We start from the raw sequence: 24790 nt of genomic DNA, 5'->3' as shown, positions 1-24790 counted from the left end.
CCGCACCCCCGACCCCGCCCAACCACAACTCGTCCAACGAACCGTGGAAGTCCAGCGCGCCGAAACACAGCCCGAAACCCAGCCCGAGACAACCCAGCCCGGAACAGCCCCGGCACCCGCGCAGCAGAACCCCGAGGAACTGCTCCGAAAGCTGTACGACCCGCTGCTGCGCCGGCTCAAGGCCGATCTGTGGCTCGACCGCGAGCGTCGTGGGGCGCTCACCGACCTGTGAGGAAACGCCATGACCGCACCAGAGGAAGCCGTCGCCGTCTGCTTCAGCGTGCAGGTGGACAAGGACGACCTGGGTTCGTTCAACAGCTGTGAGGGGCTCGGGTGCGAGTTCGTCATCGAGCAGCGGGAAGAGGGCGGCAACAACGGGATGGTCTGGCAGTTGCCGACGCGCATCAAGTATCCCAACGTCAAGCTCACCCGGCCGGTCACCAGGGACAGCCAGAAGATCACGAAGTGGATCGCCGGGATGGCGTCGGGGGTCAAGCGCCGGACCGCCGTCATCGAGGCGAAGACGTTGGAGGGCAAGACGATTGCCAGCTGGTCGTTGAGCGAGGTGATCCCGGTGCGGTGGACGGGGCCGCAGTTGAGCGCTGAGCAGACCAAGGTCGCCATGGAGACGCTGGAGCTGGCGCACCACGGGTTCTTGGACGCGCGATGACCGTCACGTTCACGAGCGCGGGGACCGCGACGACGTCGAAGAAGATGGTGCACGCGATCCTCGAAGTGCACGAGCCGCCGAAGCGCGGCAGCGTGCAGAAAGCGGGGGCCAAGATCAGTGAGATCGAGTTCCAGTTCAACCCCAAGGAGTTGACGCTCGCCAAGAACGCCAAGTGGCAGCGGCAGACGCAGCCCAACGCGGCCAAGGCCGGCGTGCCGGAGTTCAAGGGAGCCGAGCCCGCGAAGCTGAGTTTGGAGATCTTCCTCGACTCCACGAAGGACATGGGGGACTCGACCGTCAAGATGGTCGAGGAGCTGTTCAAGCTCACCGTGCCCACAAAGGACAGTCGCACGGACGGCAAGGGCAGTCCACCCTGGGTCATCTTCCAGTGGGGCACCACGAAGGGCTTCCCGAGCTACGTTTCCAGCGTCACGGCCAAGTACACGCTCTTCACGCCCGGCGGCATGCCGGTGCGGGCGGTGTGCACGGTCAACCTCGAAGAGGTCAGCGGTGAACCGGGCGGCCAGAACCCGACCAGTGGCGCGCTCGCGGCGAGGGACGCGCACACGCTGACGGCCGGTGACTCGCTGCAAAGCCTGGCGTACCAGGCGTACGGCAACCCCGAGTTGTGGCGCCACATCGCCGAGGCCAACGACATCGACGACCCGATGCGGCTCAAGCTCGGTACGACGGTCCTCGTTCCGGCGTTGGAGGAGATCCAGCATGGCTAACGAGAGCTTCGCCAACAACCTGGTCGTCGAGGTCGAGGGCCGGCCGTTGCCCGCGGACGTCAGGCTGCTGCTCACCTACGCCTACGTCGACGACAGCCGGAACCTGCCGGACATGTTCGTGCTGCGGTTCCGCGACCCCGGCCACGTCGTGCTCGACAAGGGCGGCTTCAAGATCGGGGCGAAGGCCGCGCTCAAGGTGCAGACGGCCGACCCCGGCGCGCCGAAACCGTTGATGAGCGGCGAGATCACGGCGGTCGGCGTCGAGTTGGACGGGCAGGGCACGTTCACCGAGGTCAGGGGTTACGACGAGGCGCACCGGCTGTTCCGCGGCACGCGCGTCGCGGTGTACCCGAACATGACGGTCAGCGACGTCGTCCGGAAGGTCGCCGAACGCGCGAAGATCAAGCCCGGCGAGATCGACAGCGTGCCGGGTTTCGGCGGACGGCCGGACACGCAGCTCAGCCAGGACAACGTCAGCGACTGGGAGTTCCTCAGCCGCTTGGCCCGGACCGTCGGCGCGCAGATCGCGGTGCGCGAGGGCAAGCTCGACTTCAAGCTGCCCGAACCACCCGCCGGCGCGCCGAAACCCAACACCAAGGCCAAGACGAACCCGCTCGTCCTCGAGATGCACAGCACGCTCGTGGCGCTGCGGGCCGGCATCACCACCGCCGGTCAGGTGCCCGAGGTCCAGGTCAGGGGCTGGGACTTCGAGAACAAGCAGGAGGTCGTCGCCACGGCCACCCCGAACACCGCGGGAGTCGAGGTGCCGCAGGCGAACCCGGTGGAACTCGCGGGCAAGTTCAAGGCCCCGCCGCACCTCGAAGCCGGCCTGCCCTACCGGACGCACGCCGAGGCCAAGACGGCGGCGGAGGCACTCGCGGCACAGCTCGGCGGCTCGTGCGCCGAACTCACCGGGGTGGCGAAGGGGAACCCGGAGCTCAAGGCGGGCGTGGCGGTGGCGCTGGCCAACGTCGGCGAGCCGTTCCAGGGCAAGTACACGCTGACCAGCACCAGGCACCTGTTCGCAGAGCACACCGGCTACACCACCGAGTTCACCGTGTCCGGCCGGCAGGAACGCTCGCTCTACGGACTGGTCCACGGCACGACGGCCAAGCCGCTCAACGGACTCGTCCCCGCGATCGTCACGAACGCCAAGGACCCGCTGCAGCTCGGCCGCGTTCAGGTGAAGTTCCCCTGGCTCGCCAACGACTTCACCAGCGTCTGGGCCAGAACCGTGCAACAGGGCGCCGGTGCGAACCGCGGCACGGTGATCCTGCCCGAGGTCGGCGACGAGGTGCTGGTCGGGTTCGAGCACGGCGAGTTCGACGCGCCGTACGTGCTCGGCGGCCTCTACAACGGCAAGGACAAGCCGCCGAAGCTGACCAAACCGGCGGTCGACGGCGCCAGCGGCGAGATCGCGGCCAGGGGGTTCGTGAGCCGCAAGGGTCACAAGGTCGAGTTCGTCGAGGACGACGGCATCGTGATCTCCAGCGGTGACGGGAAGTTCGTGGTCAAGCTCGACCAGAAGTCGCAGAACGTCGAGATCACCAGCGGCAAGACCATCAACGTCAAGGCGCAGAACGGCATCACCGTCGACGCCGGCACCGGGCCGCTGGAGCTCAAGGGCCAGAAGGTGACCGTCAAGGCGCAGACCGAGCTCAAGGCGGAAGGCGCGCAGGTCAAGATCGCCGGCCAGGCGCAGACCGAGGTGACCTCCAGCGGTGTCCTCACCGTCAAGGGTTCCATCGTCAAGATCAACTGAGGAACGCAGATGCCACCCGCAGCAAGAGTCGGAGACATGACCGGACACCCCGGCGTCGTCATGCCGCCCGGTGTCCCGACCGTGCTCATCGGCGGACTGCCCGCCGCGACGGTCGGGAACATGCACACGTGCTCGTTCCCGCCCCCCGCCGTGCACCCGCCGACGCCGATCGTCCCGCCGGGCTGCCCGACCGTGCTGATCGGCGGCAAGCCCGCGGCCCGCGTCGGTGACATGAGCGGTTGTGGCGCGCCGATCCTGCCGCCCGGCTGCCCGACCGTCCTGATAGGAGGGTGATGGACTTCATCGGCAGGGGCCTCAGCTTTCCCGTCCGCACCGACGCGACCGGCTCGGTGGCGCTGGTCGACGGCGACCGCGAGATCGTGGAGAGCATCCGGCTGATCCTCGCGACCGCACCGGGGGAACGCCCGATGCGGCCCGAGTTCGGCTGTGCGATCCACGACCTGGTGTTCGCGCCCGCCGACTCCACGACGGCCGGGCAGATCGCCTACGAGGTGCGGCAGTCGCTGGAGCGGTGGGAGCCGCGCATCGAGCTCACCGACGTGGTCGTCGACTTCGCCGAGGCCGACAACGGCACCCTGCTGATCGACATCCGCTACACCCTGAGCAGCACCAACGACCCGCGCAACCTCGTCTTCCCGTTCTACGTCATACCGCCGCACGAGGACGGTGCGTGATGCCGCTTCCCTTGCCGAACCTGGACGACCGGCGCTTCCAGCAGCTCGTCGACGAGGCCAAGCGCCGCGTTCAGCAGCACTGTCCGGAGTGGACCGACCACAACGTCTCCGACCCCGGTGTCACGCTGATCGAGGCCTTCGCGCACATGGTCGACGAGCTGATGTACCGGCTCAACCGCGTGCCGCGACTGCACTACCTCAAGTTCCTGGACCTGATCGGCGTCGAGCTGTTCGCCCCGACCGCAGCCCGCGTGGACGTCACCTACTGGCTGTCGGCGCCGCAACCGGCCCCGGTCGAGGTGCCGCAGGGCAACCAGGTCGCGACCCAGCGCAAGGGCCTCGAGGAGCCGGTCGTCTTCACGGTCGACCGCCCGCTCACGATCGTGCCCTGCGAGCTCACGCACCTGGCCACCGCCACGGCGAACGGCCAGCCCGTGGACCGCACCGACGACCTCAAAGCAGCCAAGGAACCGGCGGCGTTCAGCGAGCAGCCGGAACCGGGCGACGCCGTGCTGTTCGGCCTGTCCGCCGCCGTCCCCGGCTGCGCGGTGCTGCTCAGGGTCGACTGCGAGCCGATGGGGTCCGGCATCAACCCGGCCGACCCGCCGTGGGTGTGGGAGGCCTGGACGAGCGAGGGCTGGACCGCCTGCGAGGTCGACCACTTCACCAACGGCGGCTTCAACTCCGCCGGCGACGTCGTGGTGCACGTCCCGCCGGGCCACACGACGTCGATCCTGGTCCGGCAGCGCGCGGGCTGGCTGCGTTGTCGCGCCGCCGAACTGTGGCAGGACCAGCCGTTCTACCAGCGCTCGCCGAAGATCCGCGACGTCACCGCGTCGACCATCGGCGGCACCACCGAGGCCGTGCACGCCGACGTCGTCAAGGCGGAGACGATCGGCGTCTCGGAAGGCGTGGCCGGACAACGGTTCCCGCTCGCCCGCACCCCGGTCGTCGCAGGCGCGCCGATCACCGTCGAGGTGGCGACCACCGACGGCTGGGACGAGTGGGTCGAGGTACCCACGTTCGTCGAGTCGGGCCCGGACGACCGGCACTTCCTGCTGGACAACATCGAGGGCCAGATCATCTTCGGCCCCGCAGTGCGCCAGCAGGACGGGACGTTGCGGCACTACGGCGCGGTACCGGCGAAGTCGGCGGCGATCCGCGTCCCCGAGTACCGCACCGGCGGCGGGGCGCGGGGCAACGTCGCGCGCAACCTCGTGACCGTGCAACGGGATCCGGTGCCGTTCGTGAGCAACGTGACGAACCGCAAGGCCGGCCGCGGCGGTGTCTCGGGTGAGTCCGTCGAGGACGCGGCCCTCCGCGGCCCGCTGTCGCTGCGGACCCGTGACCGGGCGGTCACGGCCGAGGACTACGAGATCCTCGCGCGTGAGGCCGCTCCGGAGGTCAAACGGGTCCGGTGCGCGCCGGGCGATGACGGGGTGCGCGTGCTGGTCGTGCCGGCGGTTCCGGAGCACGAGGAGCCGAACTTCGCGGCCTTCCAGGTGGATCAGGAAACGTTGGAACGGATCGCGCGCCACCTCGACGCCCGCAGGTGCGTCGGGGCGCGGGTGAGTGTCGAGCCGCCGTTCTACCAGGGCATCACGGTCGTCGCGGACCTCAAGGCGCGAACCGGCACACCGACCGAGGCGGTGCGGGCGCGCGCGATGGACGCGCTGGGGGACTACCTCGACCCGATCCGCGGCGGTGCGGACGGCGACGGGTGGCCGTTCGGGCGGCCGGTGCACTCCGGGGAGGTTTACGCGGTGCTGCAACGGATTCAGGGTGTCGAGCTGGTGGAGGACGTCCGGTTGTTCGCGGCGAACCTGGTGACGGGGGAGCGCGGGCAGGCGGTGCAGCGGATCGACCTGCCGCCGAACGGGCTGGCTTTCTCGTACGGGCACCAGGTCCGGGTGGTGAGGAGCTGACCATGAGCATCGCGTTGGACGACCTCACCTCCCCGCCACCCAGTCGGGCGGCGGCCGAGCGACGAGGAGGCGGGCATGCGTAGTGCGGTGGACCACCTCATCTCGCCTCACCCACTCGGCGAGCGCATGCCCTCCGTCTACACCGACGACGACTTCACCCAGCGCTTCACTCAGGCGCTCGACGAGGTCCTCGCCCCGGTCTTCACCGTCCTCGACTGCTTCCCCGCCTACCTCGACCCGCGCCTCGCCCCGGCGGACTTCGTCGACTGGCTGGCCGGCTGGGTGGCGCTCGACCTCGACGAGAGCTGGTCGGCAGCCCAACGCCGCGAGCTCGTCGCGCGTGCCGTGCGGCTGCACCGGTTCCGCGGCACCAGGAGGGGTCTCGCCGAGCACGTGTGGCTGCTCACCGGCGGCCGCGTCGACATCGCGGACAGCGGCGGAACCTCGGTCTCCCAGCACCAGCAGGGCCCGATGCCCGGCAGTTCTCCCGCGCACGTGCTGATCCGCATCCGGGTGGCGAACCCGGACGGGGTCGACCGGGCGCGGATCACCGCGGCGGTGCGCCGGATGGTGCCCGCCCACGTCGCCACGACTGTCGAGGTGACCACATGATCGTCTGTCAGACCTGCGGGGAGCACAACGCGCCGAACGCCGAGTTCTGCGGCAACTGCGGCGACTTCCTGAAGTGGACCGGTGCCCAGGTCCAGGCCGGGCCGGTCCGGCCGGACGCCGCGCCCCAGCAGCAGCCGCACCACCGTCCACAACAGACGATGCGGCGCCAGGCCCAGCCCGGTGACCTGATCTGCGGGCAGTGCGGGTCCGGCAACGTGCCCACCAGGAAGTTCTGCAACGTCTGCGGCCACTCGCTGCACGACGCGGTCGCGCAGAAGCAACTCTGGTGGAAGCGCTGGCTGCCGACCAGAGGCCCGAAGGTGAGGACAAGCGGTGCCCGGCCGAAACGCGTCAGAACCACCACCAAGCTCAGGCAGGGCGTCGGCAAGGCGTTCCGGTGGGCGCTCGCGGTCGCGGTGCTGCTGTTCGGTGGCCTGTACGGGTTCTCCCAGCCGTTCCGGAGCAACGTGAACACCCAGGTGATCGACGCGAAGAACACGGTCGTCGGCATCTTCGTCGCGAACCTGGTTCCCGTCCGGCAGAGCACGATCTCGGCCTCGCAGGAACGCCCAGAGCACCCGGCGAGCTTCGCGATGGACAGCAACACCGCCACCTTCTGGGCCGCCCAGACCGACCCGAAGACCGCCGCGCTGACGATCAACTTCGACCATGCCGCGGACCTGCGGCGGATGATCATTCACAGTGGCGATCCGAAGAAGTACCTGGGCTCCCAACGGCCACAGCGCCTCACGCTGGTGTTCGACACCGGCAAGACCGACGACATCACCCTCACCGACACGCCGGAGGAGCAGCAGCACGCCATCAAGAACGGTGACGGCGTCAAGCAGGTCCAGGTGCTCATCGCGGGCGTCTACCCGTCCGCCGAGAGCACCGACACGGTGATCAGCGAGATCGAACTGTTCCAGAAGCAGGTGAATTGACCGTGCGCGTATTTCCGTTGTTGCTCGTGGCGTTGCTGGCGGCCCCGGTGCCGGTAGCCGTTGCCCAGCCACCGCAGACCGAGCCGTTCAACATCGGCTTCACCAGTGACGGCGACATCTTCACCGTCGACAGCAACGGAAACACGCGCACCAACCTGACGAACAACCCGCGCGAACAGCACGACCCTGCGTTCTCGCTCGACGGCACCAAGCTCGCCTACGTCGACGACCGGCATGTCATGATCGCCAATGCCGACGGCACGAACCCCAGGCGGCTCAACGACGAGACGCTCACCCAGACGCAGCCGGCGTGGTCCCCGGACGGCACCCAGATCGCGCTCGTCACCTGGATCCCGATCGGTGACGGCTCCCGCCCGGTCGTCGGGATCTACCGCGTGGCGGACGGCGTGAAGACCGGCGAGATCGGAGTTCCGAAGCACATCCGGGCCGAGGACACCCAGCCGGACTGGTCGCCGGACGGCAGGACGATCGCGATCAGCCGCCGCTCCAGCACCATCATCACGCCGCCACCGCAGGTCACCCAGCCCGACACCGACCGCCCCGGCCGCAGCGGCAGCACGTTCGACCTGAACCAGGTCGTGCACACCTCGCGCATCCCGCCGAACCCGGACGTGGTGCTGCTCATCGACGCCAGCAGGTCGATGGGTGACGAGTTGCAGGCGGTGAAGGACCAGCTGAAGGCGATCGTCAAGGACGTCAAGGACGTGCAGCGGGAGACCCGCTTCGGCGTCGCCACCTACGCGGGCCCCGAGAACCACAAGATCAGGCTCTTCAAACGCGAGGTCCAGCTGACCGACGACCCGGTGGCCGCCGTGCAGGGGGTGACACTGGTCGACGAGGAGAACTCGGAGGAGATGTGGGCCAACGCGTTGATCGAGACCGCCAGCGGTGCGTTCGACTTCCGGCCGGACTCGAGCCGGGTCGTCGTGCTCATCGGCGACGAGCCCACCCTGCCGGGACCGGATGAGGACGACACGATCGCCAACGCCATCGCCGCGTTGAAGAAGGCGAACATCCGCGTCATCGGCGTCGACACCGGCCCTCCCACCGGACGCCGGCTCGACTCCGAGGGGCAGGCCACCGAGGTCGCCAAGCAGACCGACGGCGTGGTCAAGCAGCTCACCAGCGGTGCGCAGGAGATCGGCCAGGCCATCCTCAAGGGCATCACCGATCTCCCGGCGACCATCACGCCGGTGTCGAAGTGCGACACCGGGCTCAGCGTCGAGCTGACCCCGCCGGGACCGGTCACCGGGCCGAGCGGGCAGGACTTCACGTTCGCCGAGAAGTTCACCGTCGCCCCGACCGCCGCGCCGGGCAGCACGTTGCGCTGCACCATCGAGTTCCGGCTCAACAAGGAGCCGGGTGTCCGCCCCGAGTACCTGCAGACCGTCACCGTGCGGGTGGCCGATCTCGTGCAACCGTTGGTGCGCGTCGACGACGTGACCGTGCAGGCAGAGGACGGCACCGGCGCGACGGTCGCGTACCAGGCGAGCGCGACCAACAGCCAGGGCCAGCCGCTCACCCCCGTGTGCACACCGCCGTCCGGCACGAAGTTCCCGATCGGCACCACCACCGTGACGTGCACCGCGACCGACGCCCAGGGCAACACCGGTACCGACACCGCCGTCGTCACGGTCACCGCCAAGGACTCCGAGGGCGCCCGGATCTGGCTCGTCACCCCGGACGGCAGCAGTCAGCTCGACCTGTCGCCGCGCTTCGCCGAACCGTGCGACGCCCGCAACGACGAGCATCCGGCGTGGTCTCCGGACGGCAAGAGCCTCGCGTTCACCCAGGACGAGCGGATCTGCGTGGCCAACGCGGACGGCACCGGTGCGCGCCGGATCGTGGAGGACGTCGGCACCATCGTCCGTCCGAGCGACGCCACCTGGCTGCCCGACGGGACCAGGCTCGTCTTCCAGAGCCGGGACATCGAGGCGCCGCCGGACCTCTACACCGTGCCGGTCCAGGGCGGCACTCCGCAGCTGCTGACCCGCAACGCCGGTCAGCCTGCCGTGCAACGACTTCCCAGGCTGGCCGTGACCACCACGGCCACCCCCGCCGAGATCCCGTTCAACGGCAAGACGACCATCGAGGTGGCGGTCACGAACTCCGGCTTCGCGCCCGCCCCCGCCACGCTCACCGTGACCGTGCCGCCAGGCCTGCAGGGTGGTCCGGCCGGCACGAACCTCGGTCCGATCGCCCCGGGAGAACGCAAGACCGTGAGCGGTGAGGCCACCGGTGTCACCGCGGGCGAGCACGTGGTGACCGCCGCCGTCGGCGCGCTCACCTCCCAGGTCACCGTGAAAGTCCTGGAACGCACCGGTTCCCTCTCGCTCGCGGTGGCGGCGAACCCGGTGCCGGCGTTCGTCGGCGGCGACGACGTCAGCGTGACGTTCAAGCTGCTCAACAGTTCCGGGTCGACGCTGACCGACGTGCGGGTGGTCGCCTCGGCGTTCGGCTGCCAGCCGGAATGCGCGGTCGGCACGCTCGGGCCCGACGGCCAGGCCGAGGTCGAGTTCACCATCCCGGCCACCCAGGCCGTTGACCGCGAACTGGTCGGCGTCGTGATCGCGACCGGCCCGGACCAGAACGCGCAGGACAACCTCGCCGTGACGCGGATCGTGATCAAACAGCCCACGCTGACCGTCGACCAGCAGGCCGGACCGCTCGGCGGCGTGGTCTCGCTGCAGGGCAAGGACTTCCCGCCGGGAGCGAAGATCAGACTCGGCTGGACCGTCGGCATCTCCGAGACACCGGGGGAGCTCACCACCGCCGACGGCACGTTCGCCGCGCAGCTGCTGGTCTTCCACAACGACTCAGAAGGAATCCGGCAGGCGCAGGCCGTTTCCGTCGAGGGCACGAAGTTCGGCGAGGTGAAGTCCGCGGACTTCCTCGCGCTGCCGAGCACCGTGCAGCCGTCGGACTTCGTCGAGCGCGGATGAGCTGCACCAACGGGCAGAGATGAGCGCACCCGCCCACGTCTGAACCGCCGCTGTCCTCCAGCGGCCGAAGAAGGAGACTTCAAGTCATGGGAGCAACAGCGACACTGTCCACTTCGGACCTCGCGGTCGCACCGGGCGGGGACGTCACCTGCCAGGTCATGGTGCGCAACGCCGGCGAGTTGGTGGACCAGTTCACGATCGACGTCGTCGGCGATGCCGCGTCGTGGAGCCACGCCGAACCGGCCGTGGTCAACCTCAACCCCGGCGAGTCCGCGCCCGTGCTGGTCCGGTTCACGCCTCCCCGGGAGACCGGCGTCCTCGCGGGCTCCGTCCCGTTCGGCGTCCGGGTGATCTCACGCGAGGACCCGCACGGCTCGGTCGTCGAAGAGGGCGTCGTCGTGGTCGGCGCGTTCACCGACGTGGCCGCGGAACTGGTGCCGGCCAAGGCGGAGGGCGCTCGCAAGGCCAAGTACGAGGTCGCCGTCGACAACGTGGGCAACGCGCCCGCGCTGCTGCGGCTGCGGGCGGTCGATCCCGAGGACGATCTCGACTTGCGGCTGGACCGCACGGAGATCTCGCTCCCGCCGGGCACCACGGCGTTCGTCGGCCTGCAGGCCAGGCCGCGCAAGACGTTCTGGCGCGGTGAGCCCCAGCGGCGCCCGTTCCAGGTCGAGGTCATGCCGGAACAGGGCGAGCCGCTGCTCGCCCAGGGCACGATGGTCCAGCGCCAGCTGCTGCCGAAGTGGTTGCTGCCCGCCCTGATCGCGCTGCTGTTGCTCGTGGGAGCCCTGGTGGCGCTGTGGTTCTCGGTGCTGGCGCCGGCCGTGAAGTCCGCGGCCCGCGAAGCCATGCAGCAGGAGAGCAAGGAGATCAAGGAGAAGGCCGACGAGGCGGCCAGCGCGGCCGGTGCGGCCAAGGACGAGTCGAAGCAGGCTGCGGCCAACGCCGGTCAGGCCCTGGACGCGCTGGGCATCAAACCGGGCGACACGAGTGCGACGCCGACGCTGCCCAAGCCCGCCGAGAAGGGCGAACCGGTGACGTTCCGGCTCGACTCCACCTCCGCGATCGTCGCGAACGCCGGCACGTTCACCGACGTGACCTTCACCCCGCCGGACGACAAGAAGACGTTGCTCATCAAGGACATCTTCTTCGAGAACGCGAAGGGTGACACGGGCACCGCCCAGCTCGTCCGGGACGCGGCCGGGACGCGCAGCGTCATCCGGGTCATCGGACTCGGGAACTTCCGGGACCGCGACGAGCACTTCCAGGAACCGCTGCGGTTCCAGCCGGGCGAGAAGATCGTGTTCCGGGTGAGCTGCCAGAACCCGCAGCCGAAGGGCGCCTGCACCCCTTCAGTCGTCCTGAACGGCCGTGCGGAATGAGCAACTCAGATGAGGCCTTCGCTCCAGCCCCCCGTGGCTTGATGGCGTCTGCAAGTACCACCAACCCAACATCAACAGGCACTTTCCTACTACCAACACCGCCATCGGGCTCTCGCGTCCGGCGCGCCAGTTCGTCGGACGGCGAACAGGTTGGGGGTAGTTGTCGGCGATTCGATCAAGGGTTGGTGGTACTTGCAGACGCCCTCAGCACCAACCGGTCACGAGGGTTTGCGGTCAGCGGCTCAGATCAGACCTTCACGGAGGGCGAAGGCCACGGCGTGGGCGCGGTTGCGCAGCTGGAAGCGGTTGGTGATGTCGTGCAGGATCGACTTCACCGTCCGCTGCGAGTAGCACAGCCGCTCCGCGATCTCCCTGGTCTCCAGGCCGTCGGCGATCATCCGCAGCACCTCGGTCTCCCGGCTGGACATGCCGGCGAGGTTGAGGCCGTTGGGACGCAACACGTTGCGCTGCAGCTGCGACACCCGGCCCAGCAGTCGGCCGAGCAGGTCCGCGGGCAGCGAACCCTCCCCGGCGTGGGCCGCGCGGATCAGCCGGACCAGCGTGTCCGGGGTGGCCTCGGCACGGCGCAGCACGGCGGACACGCCACTGCCGACGATGTCGAGCAGTTCGGAGTCGGCCACGTCGCCGGTGACGAGCACGATGCCCGGATTGGGCTGGCACTGCAGCTTTCTCAGCAGTTGCAGGACGTTCTCGTCGAGACGTTCCGCGACGACGAGCGCGACGCAGCTCTCCGCGGTCTCCGGTTCGACGAGCCGGATCTCCGGGCGCGAGCGCAGTGCGACGATCACGCCCGCGCGAGTGATCGAGTCGGCGGCGTGCAGGACAACGGTTACGGGTTCGGCGTTCATCAGCTCCCCTTCTGACGTCTGCCCATCAATCGTCCGTCCCGGAGTGTCCCGGTAGACAGGGGCAGTTATCCCGAACTGTCCCGGAACAGGTTTATCGCTTGGGCGCGATCTGCGACCTGCAACTTGCGGAGGATGTTGGACACGTGGTTGCGCACTGTTTTGGTGCTCAGGAACATCTCTCTGGCGATGACGGCGTTGCCCTTGCCCGCCGCCATGAGCCGGGCCACCTCGCGTTCGCGGCCGGTCAGCTCCGGGAGCGTGCTCGGACGTGGTGCGGTGGCGAAGAACTCGAGCAGCCGGGTGGCGACGGCCGGGCTGAAGATCGCCTCACCCTCCCCGACCGCGCGCACGGCGTCCACGATCTGCTGGGGCCGCGAGGACTTCACCAGATATCCCCGCGCGCCGGCTCGCATCGCCGCGAACACCGATTCCTCGTCGTCGAACATGGTCAGCACGAGCACGCGTGCGGACGGCTGTGCGGCGACGATCCGCCGGGTCGCCTCGATGCCGCCGAGGTCGGGCATGTTGAGGTCCATGACGATCACGTCGGGCTGCAGCCTGGCGGCCAGCTCGACCGCCGCCGTGCCACCGGAAGCCTCGTCGAGGACGTCGATGCCGTTGTCGCTGAGGGCCGCCATGACGCCGCGGCGGAAGAGCGGGTGGTCGTCCACGACCAGGGCGCGCAAGGTCATGATCTCAGGGGCAGGGCCGCGGCGAGTCTGGTGCCGCCGTCGCGTCCGGACTCGACGCGGCAGCTCCCGCCGAGCTCGTCGGCGCGCTGGCGCATCGACGCGAGCCCGACGCCGTTCGACGCTTCAACGGTGCCCACGCCGTCGTCGACGACCTCGACGTGCAGCTCCGTGTCGAACCACAGCCGTACCTGGCACGTGCGCGCGTCGGCGTGCGTGACGACGTTCGTCAGCGCCTCGCGGATGATCCGGTACGCCGCCACGCTCACCGCGTCGGGCAGGGGCGGAAGCTCGCCGAGCACCACGACATCGATCGCGACGTGCAGCCTCGACGTCAGCGCGGCCACGAACTGCTGGACGGCGCCGGCCAGACCGAGCCCGGTCACCGAGGACGGGCTCTCGTTCGCCACCAACGCCTTGATGTCGCCGATCGCGGAGTGCATCTCGTCCTCGAGGAGCGCGAGCAGCCTGGCCGCGCCGGCCGGGTCGCTGGTGAGCAGCTGCCGTACCGACCGCAGCCCGAGGGCGACCGCGGCGAGCGATGGGCCGACACCGTCGTGGAGGTCGCGCAGCACCGTGCGGCGTGCCTCTGCCGCACTCCTGGCGCATGACTCCGCGGGCACGATGAACTGGCGGCGCATGCTGCCTCCCCTCCAACTAGGACGTCGCTTGGACGTCGGTACCCGTTTCCGGCGTTCCCGAAGGTGTGGCCGCAAGTCCCCTGATCGGCCCATCCGGCCTGGTGGCCCGCTCGGGTGACCAATGCCGCACTGGTTCGTTTGCACTCTGATGGAAGCGCCGGTCGGCGTGATACAGCCAGATGGGAAATCCAAATGGCCCGGTGAGCGGTACGGAGGTATTTGTCGGCCGAATGGACGCTCCTCACAGATATGGGAGTCGAGGTCCACGACCCTCGCTGGCTCACGGCCGTGCCGGGAGCCGAGCTCGTGGTGGGGTTGGACGATGTGGGTGAATGCGCCGCCAACGGCCACCGGACGACGGTGCTGATCGACCTGGTGCCGGACAACGTGTCCGTGCTGCGGCGCCTGGCGACGGCGGCGGTGGGGGAGGGCGCGCGCAAGGTCCGGGTGCGGCCGCACGGCGTGGACCGGGTCGACCTCGTCTACGCGGCGGTGGAGCTGAACCGGGTCGCCGAGGACGACGCCGTCGAGGTCCAGTTCGACGTCACGTCCGCCGCACTGCTGCGGGCGGACCCGTCGGCGTTCGTGCGGGTCGATCCGCTGGTCGTCAAGCAGGACGGGACCGTCGTGCCGATCTGCTCCGGACTGGAGCGGTACGCGCTGGGATCGCTGGGGACGATCGACGGGCTCCTGTCCGGGTGGGATCCCGAGCCCGTCCGGGACCTGTGCCGGGTGGCGCTGACCCGTGCACTGGCCGACACCGGGCCGCTGGTCTCCTGGTACGAGCACCTCACCCGGACAGCAGCTCAGCTGCGGACCGGGTGTTGATCACTAGATCCGGCGTGACACCGCACTCCTCCGCCCGCGCGCAGCCGTAGTTCAGCCAGTCCAGCTGACCGGGTGCGTGCGCGTCGCTGTCGATCGAGAACGTGCAGCCGGCGTCGACGGCGAGGCTGAGCAGCCGGCGCGGGGGATCGAGGCGCTCCGGCCGTGAGTTGATCTCGACCGCGGTGCCGTGCTCGGCGCAGGCCTCGAAGACCCGTGCCGCGTCGAACTGCGACTCCGGCCGGCCCTTGCCCACGACCAGGCGTCCCGTGCAGTGACCGAGGATGTCGACGTGCGGGTTCGCGACGGCGTTGACCATGCGCGAGGTCATCTCGGCTTTCGGCATCTTCAGTTTCGAGTGGACGCTCGCGACCACGACGTCCAGCCGTGCCAGCAGGTCCTCGTCCTGGTCGAGCGAACCGTCGTCGAGGATGTCGACCTCGATCCCGGTGAGGATCAGGAACGGCGCCAGCTCGACGTTCAGCTCGGCGACGACCTCCAGCTGCTTCTCCAGGCGCTCCCTGGTCAGTCCATTCGCGACGGTCAGCCGCGGCGAGTGGTCGGTCAGCACCATGAACTCGTGGCCGAGATCGCGGGCCGCCTCGGCCATGTCCCTGATCGGGCTGCCGCCGTCGGACCAGTCGGAGTGGACGTGGCAGTCGCCCTTGAGCTTCGCGCGCAGTTCCTCGCCGCCGGTGATGTCGACGTGCCGGAGCTTCGCGAGATAGGCGGGCTCGCGGTTCGCGAGCGCGTCCAGGACCACGCCCGCGGTGGACTTCCCGACGCCCTTCAGATCGGTGAGCGTGCCGAGTTTCGCGCGTTTCTCCACGTCCGCGGGGTCCAGCTCGGCGAGCACCGCCGCCGCGTTGCGGAACGCCTGGACGCGGTAGGTCGGTTCACCCGCACGTTCGAGGTGGAAGGCCACCTGCTTCAACGCCTTGACCGGATCCATACCTCTTCCTACCTCATCCACCGGCCGCACGCCCTGTGTTGTTGGGGTCGCGTCGATCCACGATGATGTTCGCCATGTCCCCAACCGGCTCGCGGCGCAAGCGCAGCAAGGGCGATCTGACGTCGCAGGCCATTCTCGACACCGCGGAGCACCTGCTCGGGACGAAGTCGCTCGACCAGATCGCCGTCGACGAACTGACGTCGGGCGCGGGAATCTCCCGGTCCACGTTCTACTTCCACTTCGAATCGCGTGAAGCCGTGCTGTACGCGCTGTCCGAACGGGTCGCGGAAGGCCTCTACGACTCCGCGGCACTGTGGTTGCGGCGCGGTGGTGAACCGCCGGAGGACTCGATCCGGCGGGCGATCGCGGGCACCGTTTCGTTGTGGCGAACGCACGGTCCCGTCTTGCGTGCGTCCGTCCGTGCGCGCGACACGAGCGAGCTGGTGCGCGGGTTCTGGGCCGGAGTCGCCCGCAGGTTCGTCGAGTCGACCGCGACGCAGATCGAGATCGAACGCGAGGCCGGCGTGGCCGTGCCGGGCCCGCCCACCGCGCGTGCGCTGGCGACCGTGCTGGTCTCGATGAACGAGACCATGTGTTACAGCCTGTCGCTCTCGCGGAGGTCGGCGGCCAGGGATCGCGAGGTCGTCGACACCCTGACCGCCGTGTGGCTGCGGTCCGTGTACGGGGTTCCCCGGTAGATAAGCGTTCGCCGTTGTCGAATCGACAGTGTGTCGAATAATTTCGCCACCATGTCGAGCAACCCGTTTTCGCTGATCGGACACGTCGCGCTGGTCACCGGCGGCACCCGTGGCATCGGCCTGGAGTCGGCGCGGGCGCTGGCCCGCGCGGGGGCGAGCGTTGCGGTGGTCGCGCGTACCGCCGAGGCCACCAAGTCGGTCGCGTCGGACCTGGAACGCGAGTTCGAGGTCGAGGTCCTGCCCGTCGTCGCCGACATCGGTCACGACGACGAGATCCCTGGCGTCGTGTCGTCCGTCGTCGCGAAGACCGCACTGGGACGGGTGGGTGAGGCGGCCGAGGTCGCCGGTGCGGTGGCGTACCTGGCCTCCGCCTACACCACCGGTTCGATCCTCGTCGTCGACGGCGGGACGGTGGCGTGATGGAGCTCGTGCCGTTGGGGACGATGACCGCAGTCCTGCGAAAGCCTTACACGCTCCCGAAAACGCCATCCGGTGATCGGCTGATCTACGAGGTGGCGTCCGGTTCGTTCGTCGGTGACCGGTTGCGCGGCGAGATGCACGGCACGTCGACCGCCGACTGGCTGACCATCGGCCCGGACGGCACCGCGACCCTGGACGTGCGGTCCGTGTTGCTGACTCACGACGGCGCGTACGTGTTCTTGCACTACTCAGGGCGGGTCGACGTCTCGAATGGTGTTGGTGCTCCGTTGTACGCGGCCCCGTTGTTCGAGACCGGAGACGACCGCTATCGCTGGCTCAACCGCGTGCAGGCCGTGGCGAAGGGCGTTCTGGACGGTTCGGTGCTGACCTACGAGGTGTGCGAGGTGCGGTGAAATTCACCCGACCTTCGGGGGTGTCGATCGGGTCGGCGACTGCGGAAGCGTCTGTCGCTGACCGACGATCGGGAGGGGTGCGCGGTGAGCAAGCGTTGGGGCGCGGCGGCTTTGGTCGCTCCGCTGTTCATGTCCCTGGTGGGCACGGCCCAGGCGGCAGCGGGACCGTTGGACGAGTACTACCACCAGACCGTCGCCTGGGCCGACTGCCCGGCCGGCTGGGTCACGCCCTCGACCGGGATCGACTGCGCCACGGTCGTCGTGCCGATGGACTACAGGAACCCTGGCAACGGAAACCTGGAAATCGCGATCTCACGGAAGAAGGCCGCGGATCCCGCGCGTCGTAGGGGTGTTCTGCTGACCAACCCGGGTGGGCCCGGTGGGTCCGGACTCGGTGCCGTGCACTGGTTCAACGCACAGACCGACGTGTTGAAGATCTACGACGTGATCGGTATGGATCCGCGCGGTGTGGGACGGTCCACCCAGCTGCGGTGCATCTCCACGTCGTCGGACGACGAGTTCCCTTCGCGGCCAACGGATTCGCAGCTCTCCAACTGGTCCGAGTACGCGCGGGCGCTTGAGGAGAACTGCCAGCGCGGTGGTGGTGAGATGCGTCGGTTCGTCTCCACCATGAACACCGCTCGCGACATGGATGTGATCCGCGGGGCGTTGGGAGAGAAGAAGGTCTCCTACGTCGGGTACTCGTACGGTACGCAGCTCGGGGCCGTGTTCGGGTCGATGTTCCCCAAGTCGTTGGACCGCAGCGTTCTGGACTCCGCGCTGGATCCGTTGAAGACCTGGCACGAGCAGGATGTCGACGTGGTGGACGCCATCACGGACAACCTCAAGAAGTGGACTGAGTGGACTGCTGCTCGCAACGGCACCTACGGGCTCGGCGCCACACCCGCCGCTGTGCGGTCGGTGCTGGACGGGATCGCGGAGAAGTTGAAGGCTGGGCCGTTCGGTGGGTACTCCGACGTGTCGTCGTTCGACTATGCGGTGGGGGCTACTCGGTATCGGCGGTCTTGGGCCGCGTTCTCGCGGCACATCGCTTCGGTGGTCGCGGGGACTGCTGATTCCGGGGAGGCCTCCGCGATCGTTGCCGCTTTGAAGAAGGGCGACATCGAGCCTACTTCTGCTGGTACGTACCAGGCTGTCACTTGTGAGTGGGACTGGTTCACCGATGTGAACACCTACTACAACGACATGAAGCGGTGGCGCGACACGAACCCGTACGGCGGCACGGTTGACTACATGGCGCCTACGAACTGCACGTTCCGGGCGTTCACGCGGCCGGAGAAGATTCCGGCGATCACGCGGAAGTACCCGGCCGGGCTGGTGGTCAACTCTGATGGGGACACCCAGACTCCGCTGGCCAACGGGCGGGTCATGGCCGAGCATCTGGGTGTCCCGTTGATCAGTGTTTCCAACGACGGACAGCATGGGCACTATGCGTTGCGGCGCAACGCTTGTGTTGACGCATTGGTCAACAAGTACCTGGTGTCGGGGATCTTGCCGGCCTCACGGGTGACCTGTGCCGGCACGGACATCGCCGAGAACGTGCCGCCGGGCACGGCCGCTTCGCTGTCGGTGCAGTCTTCGCGGCCGCTCAGCGACATCCTCGGGGAGATCGCCGCGGAACCCAAGCCGTTCTAGGGCTTCTGGCGTCCGGAGCCGAGTGCGCGGTAGAGCGCGTCCACCAGGGACTGGCCTCGTTCGTTGAGGGCGAGGCCAGGGCCCTGTTTGTTCATCGCGTAGCCGAAGGAGATTCGGGCACGTGGGTCGGCGAACCCCAGCGAGCCGCCCATGCCGGTGTGGCCGAACGCCTCCTCTGGCATCCGCAGGCCCTCGGCGTCGTTGGGCGGGAGGTAGGAGTTGTCGACCTGCTTCTGGAAGCCGAGCGCGAACCGTGACGGCACTCCGACGACGGCGTCGTGGCCGGAGACCACGGTGGTCGACATCTGCGGGAGCTGGGACTCCTCGACCAGGCGCACGCCGTTGTAGGAGCCGCCCAACGCCAGTGGGCGGTACATGCCGGCCAGGCCGCGGGCGTTGGAGATACCGCCGATCGCGCCCATTTCGGCGGTGTGGGCGGCGCGGGAGTCGGATTCGCCCGGGGCCATGTAGCCGCCGTTGTTGAGGAGCATCAGGCCCGGCATGGATTCCGGTTGGGTCATGGCGGTGGTGAACAAGGAAGGCAGCAGGATGCCCGGCTGGGTCGGGTCCACCGGGATCGTGTGCGCGACATGGGGTTCCAGGTCGTCCGGCAGGCCCATCCAGAAGTCCAGGCCGAGGGGGCCGGAGACCTCCTTCTCGAAGAACTGGCCGAGGGTCACGCCGCTGACCCGGCGGACGATCTCACCCACGAGGAAGCCGAACGTCAGGCCGTGGTAGCCGTGTCTCGTTCCCGGTTCCCACAAGGGTTTTTGCGCGGCCAGCGCTGAGGTGACCAGGTCCCAGTCGTAGAAGGCGCCTGCGGGGAGCCATTCGGTGAGGGCCGGCAGGCCCGCCTGGTGGGAGAGGACGTGGCGGACCAACGTCCTGTCCTTGCCCTCAGCGCCGTACTCGGGCCAGTAGTGAATGACTGGTGCGTTCAGGTCCAGCTCGCCGCGTGACGCGAGGATGTGTGCGCACAGCGAGGTTGCGGCTTTGGTGCACGACCACACGTGCACGATGGTTTCCTCCGACCACGGCCGACCGGTGAGGGGGTCGGCCACGCCGCCCCAGAGGTCCACGACGGGTTCGCCGTCGAGGGTCACGTGCACGGAGGCGCCGACCTCGCCGCGTTCGGCGAAGTTGCGTTCGAACTCGGTGCGCACCTCGGCGAACTGCGGGGTGCAGGTTCCCTGAATCGACATCGACGCTCCTCGTCCCGGCGGCTGGGACCTTCAGGGCATCACTGAGAGGAACCACGGATCAGTAGGGAACACTCAGTGGCTAACGCGTTCGGCCCCACCTAGAGCCGAAAGTGCTACTGAGAGTGAGTGATCCGGCACGGAAAGCGGCACTTGCCTGGTTGCGACACCCACATGGAAGACTCGGCGCAGCTCCGCCGAAGTTTGCCGGGAGGCCGTCATCGCCGACACTCCGCTCCGCGCCGCGCCCGAGTTGTGGGGGCGGGAACCGGAGCTGCGCGCCGTGCTCGACCGCGTCGACCAGGCGCCGGCCACGGGGCTCGTGGTGGTGCCGGTCAGTGGCGAGCCGGGGATCGGCAAGACGTCGTTGCTCGCGGAGATCGAGCGGCGGTTGCGGGAACGGCACTGCGCGGTGCTGACTTCGGCGTCGGACGTGTTGGGCAAACGCATCCCGTATGGCGCGGTGGTGGCGTTGGTTCGTTCGCTCGGTGCGGCGGACAAGAGTCGTGCGGATGTGTTGGCGGCGTTGGAGATCTCGGTGACCGAGGACTCCGGTGCGTGGTTCGGGCGTGCTTGTGATCGGGTCGTGCGGCTGCTCACCGAGCTCACGGCCACACGGCCGGCGGCCTTGTTGATCGACGATCTCGACCACGTCGACGACGACTCCCTGGCCCTGTTGACGTTGGTGCTGCGGCGGGTGTCGGCGGCGCCGCTCGTGCTGATCACCGCCAGTCGTTCGCACGTCAGCGAACCGGGCGCGGAGAGTCTGCTGGACCGCGTCGAGCAGCACGCCGAGGTCATGCGGATCGAGCTCGCACCGCTGTCGGGTGCGGATGTGGTGCGGATCGTCGAGTCGGTGTTGCAGACGGCGGTGGACGAGGGGCTGGCCCGTGAGGTCCAGCAACGGTCCGACGGCAACCCCTTCTTCGTCACCGAGATCGCGCGGTCGTTGAGGGAACTCGATCTCGTGACGGTCGACGGCAACCGTGCCCGGCTCGCGGTGTCACCGGACGCGATTCGGCTGACTCGGCGCGAAGCCGTGCTGAGGCGTGTTGCACCGCTGGAGCACGACACACGGCTGGTTGCGCGCGCGGTTGCGGTGTTCAGAAGGGTTCGCCTCGACCAGATCTCTCTCCTCGCCCGTGTCGCGTCACTGCCGGAGGAGACCGTTGTCGAGGCGTTCGACGAACTGCTGCGCGCACACATCGTGGTGCACGACGACGACCGCGGCTATCGCTTCTCGCACGCACTGGTTGGTGAGGCGCTCTATCACGAGGTGGGGCCGGCGCAACGACGTCACCTGCACTCGCTGATCTCCGCACGGCTGCTCGAAGATCGCTCGCAGGGCCTCCAGGTCGACCTGCTGCAACTCGCCTGGCACCTTGCCGAGTCCGCCGCGCCCGGTGATCGGGTGGCCGTCGGAGTGCTGGCCGAAGCCGCGTCACTCGCTCGTGCGACCGCACCCGAAACCGCTGCCGCCCTATGTGCCAAAGCCCTGCAGTTGTTGCCGCGCAACGCACCTGAGCGCGCCGAGTTGCTCGCGCTGCAATGCCGCGTACTGGCCAGGGCCTCTCGTCCGGCGTTGGCGATCGAACCGGGCCTCGCGGCCTTGGAGTCGTTGGAGACCGGCCACGAACGCACTCGCGTCGCCACGGCCGTGATCTCGTCGCTCTTCTCGGTCGGACGCACGGCAGAAGCGATGGAACTGGCAGACGTCGAAGTCGCGCGTGGTTCAGCCCCAGCGTCGTTGGAAGCCCAACGCGCCGTGCTGCTCATCTACAACGACCGCTACGAGGACGCGGCAAAGGAAGTCGCGCGCGTAGAGGCGTTGCCGATCAGCTCACCGGCCGAGGGCGTGATCGTCTTCGAACACCTGGCGATGCTGACCTCGTTGCTGTTCCAGCACGACAAGACCGTCGAGTTCGCCAACCGCGCCCTGTCCTGCAGCGACGGCCAGCCGATGCTCGAACTGCAGGCCCTCTCCGTGTGCGCGTCGATCACCGCGCTCGCCGGGCTCGTGCACGACGCCTCGTGGCGGGTGCGGCGGGCCGAGGAACTCGTCGACCAGGTCGGCTCGCACGGCTTTCGCGCCGAACGTGCCGCGTCGCGCATCGCCCTGGACTGGCTGGGCGGCCGCTGGGACGCCGCACTGGACGGCATCGGCCGCTGGCTCCCCGACGTCGAGGCGGCCCAGGCCGATCAGGCGCTCGGCGTGCTGCACGCGATCGAACTGTCCATCCGCACGTGGCGCGGTGAGCTGGACGTGGCCGCCCGGCTGGCCGCGATGCCGGCCCCGCAGTCGATCAACATCTCGAAGCTGCACGCCGTCGCACTGGCCGAGTACCTGATCGCGCGAGGAGAGCTGACCAAGGCCTACGACCTGCTCGCCAATGCCGTGGGCGAACGGCTGGAGTCCGCCTACTCCTGCGTCCTGGTCGCGCGGATGATCGAACTCGACCTGGAACGCGGCCAAGCGAAAGCCGCCGGCGAAGCGTTGGACCGGCTGTCCGCGGTGTCCGCCACGAGGGTGTCGCCCTGGTCCCGCACCACGATCCGCAGGGTGACCGGCGTGGCGCGGCAGGACGTCGACCTGCTCAGGGAGGCGGTGTCCGAGGCGGCGCTCGGCGGGCTGGAGTTCGAGAAGGCCCGCGCGCAACTGGCTCTCGGCGAGGCCTCGAAAGACGAGGTGCCGGTGCTCGTCGAGGCCTACACGGCGTTCCAGCGGCTCGGCGCGCACGGACTCAGGCGCCAGGCGGGCAATCGGCTGAGGACGTTGGGCGCCAAGGTGCCCAGGGCCCGCTCGAAGGCGCCGGGGCTGCTCACCGAGGCCGAGGAGAACGTGGCACGGCTGGTGCAGCAGGGCATGCGCAACCGCGACATCGCCGCCGCCCTGCACTACAGCCCGCGGACGATCGAGGTCTACCTGTCGCGGATCTACGCGAAGCTGCACGTCTCGTCACGTCTCGAACTGGCGCGCGTGCTGGACGCGATGCAACAACGTTAGCCAGGCGGCACGACCTTGCCCAAGCGTTTGCGCACGCCCTCTTCCTGGTACCGCGCAACGGTTTCGGCCAGTTGCTCGCACGCGTGCTCGATGGCCTGCCGAGCCTCGTTGCGCTCGCTGGTGATGGCGCTCAGGATCAGCCCGGTCAGCGCCACCGACCCGTTGAACGCCTGCAGCACGATCATCGTGCCCAGCAGGTCGTTGTCCACGAAGTGCCCGCTGGCCGCCGACATCACGGCCGCGATCGAGATGACCACGGCGCACGGTGCGGCGATCGCGTGCTGGAACCTCAGTGCGGCCCAGATCAGCATCGGGAACACCAGGAACAACAGTCGCGACTCGGACACCGTCACGAACGTCGCGACGAACGCCGTGGCGATCAGCAACGCGCAGGCCTCCGCCAGCCGGCGGGGCGAGGCGTACCACTGCCGGGGCAGTGTGAGCAGCAGCGGCGTGAACACCAGCACGCCCATCGCGTCGCCGGTCCACCAGACCGCCACGACAGCGGGCATCTCATGCCACGGGATGTTGCCGTCGATCTTCAACGCCGTCGCGCCGATCAGCGCGCTGATCAGCATCGCGCCGAGGGCACCCGCGAAGACCAGCAGCAGCGCGTCGCGGAGCCGGTCGATCTGCGGGCGGAACCCGAACCGCGTCAGCAGGTACCAGGCGGCCAGCGGCGCCGCGGTGTTGCCGATCGTGATCATCACGATCGCCCACGGGCCCGCGCCGAGCGCGATGTTGGCGCTGAGCGCGCCGAGCGCGATGCCCGGCCAGATCCTGAGGCCCGACATCAGCAGCGCCGCCACCGAGATCCCGGTGGGCAGCCACAGTGGAGTGACCTGGCCCTTGACGAGCGCCAGTACCAGTCCCACCTTGGCCGTCGCGTAGTAGGCGACCGCCACCGCGAGCATGGTGAAGGTGGTGCGCAGTGCGGCGTTCACCGGCACATGCTCCACCCGTGTACACAGGACCGCCAGACCCGGCGACAGGGCGTACCCACTCGGACTCAATCCGTAGGTAATGGCTTAGTTGTCGTGGAAGCCGCACTACAGCCCGTCGCCGCGAGAACGTGAGATGGCTACATGCGCACAGCCGAGCCGGTCGACGAGGTCCGGGTGGAGGACGGCGGACGTCGAGTGGTGGTCGTCGCCGGCCGTCTGCACCTCCCGGTGCCCGCGGGCGTCACCGACGACGAAGCGCTGACATTGGCCAGAGCAGGCACAACGGCGTGGCACCTCCTCCGCACGTGCGCGCACCTCAGGCCGGACGAGTCGATCGTCGTGCACGACGCCGCGAGCGAGGTCGGCACGATCGCGGTCCAGCTGGCCCGGAGTTTCGCCGCCGGACGCGTGATCGCGACGGACTCCAGCCAGGCCCGCCGGCGCAGGGCGCTCAGGCTCGGCGCCGACGTCGCCGTCGAGTCCGATCAGGACGGGCTCGCCGCACGGCTGATTCAGGCGAACGAGGGCAAACCGGTTGATGTCGTACTCGATCCCGGTGACATGCTCAAACTTTCGTTAGAGGTTCTAGCGCCGTTCGGCAGGATCGTCTGTTATGGCGCTGACCAGGACGAATCCATCAAGATGACCGGTCTGCTCGCGGGTTCGCGCGCGGTCATCGGGTTCCGTTTCGAGCACACCCTCGACCGGCCAGACATGATCGCAAGGGCGGTCAGTGAGCTGTTCGGGTTGACCTCGGCTGGGCGGTTGCGTCCGATGGCAGCTGACTAGTACTCGTTGG

The 24790-nt window shown here is 68.7% G+C and carries 24 protein-coding genes; 18 read left to right on the top strand and 6 right to left on the bottom strand.

Going from position 1 to position 24790, the window contains the following annotated elements; genetic code table 11:
* From B0F77_RS40245 to B0F77_RS40195, 11 genes are all read left to right on the top strand, one after another.
* A partial coding sequence (locus B0F77_RS40245; protein WP_425435792.1) for a hypothetical protein occupies positions 1-232 on the top strand: 232 nt, incomplete at its 5' end.
* A 9-nt stretch (positions 233-241) separates the two neighbouring features.
* Positions 242-670, top strand: a complete 429-nt coding sequence (locus B0F77_RS40240) for a phage tail protein (protein ID WP_086668317.1) — start codon at positions 242-244, stop codon at positions 668-670.
* A complete protein-coding gene (locus B0F77_RS40235; protein ID WP_086668316.1) occupies positions 667-1401 on the top strand; it encodes a CIS tube protein in 735 nt (244 codons plus the stop codon). Before B0F77_RS40240 ends, B0F77_RS40235 begins: the two co-directional genes overlap by 4 nt.
* Complete coding sequence (locus B0F77_RS40230; RefSeq protein ID WP_086668315.1) at positions 1394-3163, top strand: VgrG-related protein; 1770 nt, start codon at positions 1394-1396, stop codon at positions 3161-3163. The genes B0F77_RS40235 and B0F77_RS40230 overlap by 8 nt, the downstream gene beginning before the upstream one ends.
* 9 nt (positions 3164-3172) lie before the next feature.
* Complete coding sequence (locus tag B0F77_RS40225) at positions 3173-3457, top strand: PAAR domain-containing protein (protein WP_086668314.1); 285 nt, start codon at positions 3173-3175, stop codon at positions 3455-3457.
* The gene (locus B0F77_RS40220) at positions 3457-3858 is read left to right on the top strand and encodes a GPW/gp25 family protein (protein ID WP_086668313.1); all 402 of its coding nucleotides are present in this window, start codon (positions 3457-3459) and stop codon (positions 3856-3858) included. The genes B0F77_RS40225 and B0F77_RS40220 overlap by 1 nt, the downstream gene beginning before the upstream one ends.
* The gene (locus tag B0F77_RS40215) at positions 3858-5783 is read left to right on the top strand and encodes a putative baseplate assembly protein (protein ID WP_086668323.1); all 1926 of its coding nucleotides are present in this window, start codon (positions 3858-3860) and stop codon (positions 5781-5783) included. Before B0F77_RS40220 ends, B0F77_RS40215 begins: the two co-directional genes overlap by 1 nt.
* 75 nt (positions 5784-5858) lie before the next feature.
* On the top strand, positions 5859-6395 hold the full coding sequence (locus tag B0F77_RS40210) for a phage tail protein (protein WP_086668312.1): 537 nt from the start codon (positions 5859-5861) through the stop codon (positions 6393-6395).
* Positions 6392-7336: an NADase-type glycan-binding domain-containing protein gene (locus B0F77_RS40205; protein ID WP_086668311.1), complete on the top strand. Its 945-nt coding sequence runs from the start codon at positions 6392-6394 to the stop codon at positions 7334-7336. The genes B0F77_RS40210 and B0F77_RS40205 overlap by 4 nt, the downstream gene beginning before the upstream one ends.
* A 2-nt stretch (positions 7337-7338) precedes the next feature.
* Complete coding sequence (locus B0F77_RS40200; RefSeq protein WP_158102957.1) at positions 7339-10299, top strand: VWA domain-containing protein; 2961 nt, start codon at positions 7339-7341, stop codon at positions 10297-10299.
* Positions 10300-10385: 86 nt separating this feature from the next.
* Positions 10386-11681 carry a COG1470 family protein gene (locus tag B0F77_RS40195; protein WP_086668309.1) on the top strand — a complete coding sequence of 432 codons (1296 nt, stop codon included), beginning with the start codon at positions 10386-10388 and terminating at the stop codon, positions 11679-11681.
* A 242-nt stretch (positions 11682-11923) separates the two neighbouring features.
* Here B0F77_RS40195 and B0F77_RS40190 read toward each other — a convergent pair whose 3' ends face one another.
* The 3 genes from B0F77_RS40190 to B0F77_RS40180 form a co-directional block, all read right to left on the bottom strand.
* Positions 11924-12550 (bottom strand): response regulator transcription factor, encoded by a 627-nt coding sequence (locus tag B0F77_RS40190; protein WP_086668308.1) that lies wholly within the window; start codon positions 12548-12550, stop codon positions 11924-11926.
* Between the two features lie 65 nt (positions 12551-12615).
* Positions 12616-13242, bottom strand: coding sequence for a response regulator (locus B0F77_RS40185; protein WP_086668307.1), 627 nt, complete (start codon positions 13240-13242; stop codon positions 12616-12618).
* Positions 13239-13880, bottom strand: a complete 642-nt coding sequence (locus tag B0F77_RS40180) for a sensor histidine kinase (RefSeq protein ID WP_086668306.1) — start codon at positions 13878-13880, stop codon at positions 13239-13241. The genes B0F77_RS40185 and B0F77_RS40180 overlap by 4 nt, the downstream gene beginning before the upstream one ends.
* A 249-nt stretch (positions 13881-14129) precedes the next feature.
* Here B0F77_RS40180 and B0F77_RS48300 point away from each other — a divergent pair, with 249 nt between their 5' ends.
* Positions 14130-14708, top strand: a complete 579-nt coding sequence (locus tag B0F77_RS48300) for a hypothetical protein (RefSeq protein WP_086668305.1) — start codon at positions 14130-14132, stop codon at positions 14706-14708.
* Here B0F77_RS48300 and B0F77_RS40170 read toward each other — a convergent pair.
* Complete coding sequence (locus B0F77_RS40170; RefSeq protein ID WP_086668304.1) at positions 14671-15657, bottom strand: PHP domain-containing protein; 987 nt, start codon at positions 15655-15657, stop codon at positions 14671-14673. The genes B0F77_RS48300 and B0F77_RS40170 overlap by 38 nt on opposite strands.
* A gap of 74 nt (positions 15658-15731) precedes the next feature.
* Between B0F77_RS40170 and B0F77_RS40165 the strand changes: the two genes are divergently transcribed.
* The 4 genes from B0F77_RS40165 (at position 15732) to B0F77_RS40150 (ending at position 18844) form a co-directional block, all read left to right on the top strand.
* Complete coding sequence (locus B0F77_RS40165; protein WP_158102956.1) at positions 15732-16355, top strand: TetR/AcrR family transcriptional regulator; 624 nt, start codon at positions 15732-15734, stop codon at positions 16353-16355.
* Between the two features lie 51 nt (positions 16356-16406).
* Positions 16407-16775 (top strand): SDR family NAD(P)-dependent oxidoreductase, encoded by a 369-nt coding sequence (locus B0F77_RS50650; RefSeq protein ID WP_086668302.1) that lies wholly within the window; start codon positions 16407-16409, stop codon positions 16773-16775.
* Positions 16775-17188 (top strand): DUF3237 domain-containing protein, encoded by a 414-nt coding sequence (locus B0F77_RS40155; RefSeq protein WP_086668301.1) that lies wholly within the window; start codon positions 16775-16777, stop codon positions 17186-17188. Before B0F77_RS50650 ends, B0F77_RS40155 begins: the two co-directional genes overlap by 1 nt.
* Before the next feature lie 84 nt (positions 17189-17272).
* Positions 17273-18844, top strand: coding sequence for an alpha/beta fold hydrolase (locus B0F77_RS40150; RefSeq protein WP_086668300.1), 1572 nt, complete (start codon positions 17273-17275; stop codon positions 18842-18844).
* Here the strand turns inward: B0F77_RS40150 and B0F77_RS40145 are convergent.
* A complete protein-coding gene (locus B0F77_RS40145) occupies positions 18841-20046 on the bottom strand; it encodes a serine hydrolase domain-containing protein (protein WP_086668299.1) in 1206 nt (401 codons plus the stop codon). The genes B0F77_RS40150 and B0F77_RS40145 overlap by 4 nt on opposite strands.
* A 250-nt stretch (positions 20047-20296) precedes the next feature.
* Here B0F77_RS40145 and B0F77_RS40140 point away from each other — a divergent pair, with 250 nt between their 5' ends.
* Positions 20297-23047, top strand: coding sequence for an ATP-binding protein (locus tag B0F77_RS40140; RefSeq protein WP_086668298.1), 2751 nt, complete (start codon positions 20297-20299; stop codon positions 23045-23047).
* Here the strand turns inward: B0F77_RS40140 and B0F77_RS40135 are convergent.
* Positions 23044-23991: an MASE1 domain-containing protein gene (locus tag B0F77_RS40135; RefSeq protein ID WP_211294275.1), complete on the bottom strand. Its 948-nt coding sequence runs from the start codon at positions 23989-23991 to the stop codon at positions 23044-23046. The two genes, B0F77_RS40140 and B0F77_RS40135, sit on opposite strands and share 4 nt — an antisense overlap.
* A gap of 141 nt (positions 23992-24132) precedes the next feature.
* Here B0F77_RS40135 and B0F77_RS40130 point away from each other — a divergent pair, with 141 nt between their 5' ends.
* Positions 24133-24780: a zinc-binding dehydrogenase gene (locus tag B0F77_RS40130; RefSeq protein WP_086668297.1), complete on the top strand. Its 648-nt coding sequence runs from the start codon at positions 24133-24135 to the stop codon at positions 24778-24780.
* The last annotated feature ends 10 nt before the right edge of the window (positions 24781-24790 follow it).

Origin of the sequence: Lentzea kentuckyensis (genome assembly GCF_002150765.1) — a bacterium.
GTDB classification, from domain to species: Bacteria; Actinomycetota; Actinomycetes; order Mycobacteriales; family Pseudonocardiaceae; genus Lentzea; species Lentzea kentuckyensis.
The sequence above is the reverse complement of the archived record's forward strand: the minus strand, read 5'-3'. Positions and strand labels throughout refer to the sequence as shown.

Coding starts and splice junctions, on each gene's coding strand:
- B0F77_RS40240 (WP_086668317.1), top strand. CDS start 242: ATGACCGCACCAGAGGAAGCCGTCGCCGTCTGCTTCAGCGTGCAGGTG.
- B0F77_RS40235 (WP_086668316.1), top strand. CDS start 667: ATGACCGTCACGTTCACGAGCGCGGGGACCGCGACGACGTCGAAGAAG.
- B0F77_RS40230 (WP_086668315.1), top strand. CDS start 1,394: ATGGCTAACGAGAGCTTCGCCAACAACCTGGTCGTCGAGGTCGAGGGC.
- B0F77_RS40225 (WP_086668314.1), top strand. CDS start 3,173: ATGCCACCCGCAGCAAGAGTCGGAGACATGACCGGACACCCCGGCGTC.
- B0F77_RS40220 (WP_086668313.1), top strand. CDS start 3,457: ATGGACTTCATCGGCAGGGGCCTCAGCTTTCCCGTCCGCACCGACGCG.
- B0F77_RS40215 (WP_086668323.1), top strand. CDS start 3,858: ATGCCGCTTCCCTTGCCGAACCTGGACGACCGGCGCTTCCAGCAGCTC.
- B0F77_RS40210 (WP_086668312.1), top strand. CDS start 5,859: ATGCGTAGTGCGGTGGACCACCTCATCTCGCCTCACCCACTCGGCGAG.
- B0F77_RS40205 (WP_086668311.1), top strand. CDS start 6,392: ATGATCGTCTGTCAGACCTGCGGGGAGCACAACGCGCCGAACGCCGAG.
- B0F77_RS40195 (WP_086668309.1), top strand. CDS start 10,386: ATGGGAGCAACAGCGACACTGTCCACTTCGGACCTCGCGGTCGCACCG.
- B0F77_RS40190 (WP_086668308.1), bottom strand. CDS start 12,550: ATGAACGCCGAACCCGTAACCGTTGTCCTGCACGCCGCCGACTCGATC.
- B0F77_RS40185 (WP_086668307.1), bottom strand. CDS start 13,242: ATGACCTTGCGCGCCCTGGTCGTGGACGACCACCCGCTCTTCCGCCGC.
- B0F77_RS40180 (WP_086668306.1), bottom strand. CDS start 13,880: ATGCGCCGCCAGTTCATCGTGCCCGCGGAGTCATGCGCCAGGAGTGCG.
- B0F77_RS48300 (WP_086668305.1), top strand. CDS start 14,130: ATGGGAGTCGAGGTCCACGACCCTCGCTGGCTCACGGCCGTGCCGGGA.
- B0F77_RS40170 (WP_086668304.1), bottom strand. CDS start 15,657: ATGGATCCGGTCAAGGCGTTGAAGCAGGTGGCCTTCCACCTCGAACGT.
- B0F77_RS40165 (WP_158102956.1), top strand. CDS start 15,732: ATGTCCCCAACCGGCTCGCGGCGCAAGCGCAGCAAGGGCGATCTGACG.
- B0F77_RS50650 (WP_086668302.1), top strand. CDS start 16,407: ATGTCGAGCAACCCGTTTTCGCTGATCGGACACGTCGCGCTGGTCACC.
- B0F77_RS40155 (WP_086668301.1), top strand. CDS start 16,775: ATGGAGCTCGTGCCGTTGGGGACGATGACCGCAGTCCTGCGAAAGCCT.
- B0F77_RS40145 (WP_086668299.1), bottom strand. CDS start 20,046: ATGTCGATTCAGGGAACCTGCACCCCGCAGTTCGCCGAGGTGCGCACC.
- B0F77_RS40130 (WP_086668297.1), top strand. CDS start 24,133: ATGCGCACAGCCGAGCCGGTCGACGAGGTCCGGGTGGAGGACGGCGGA.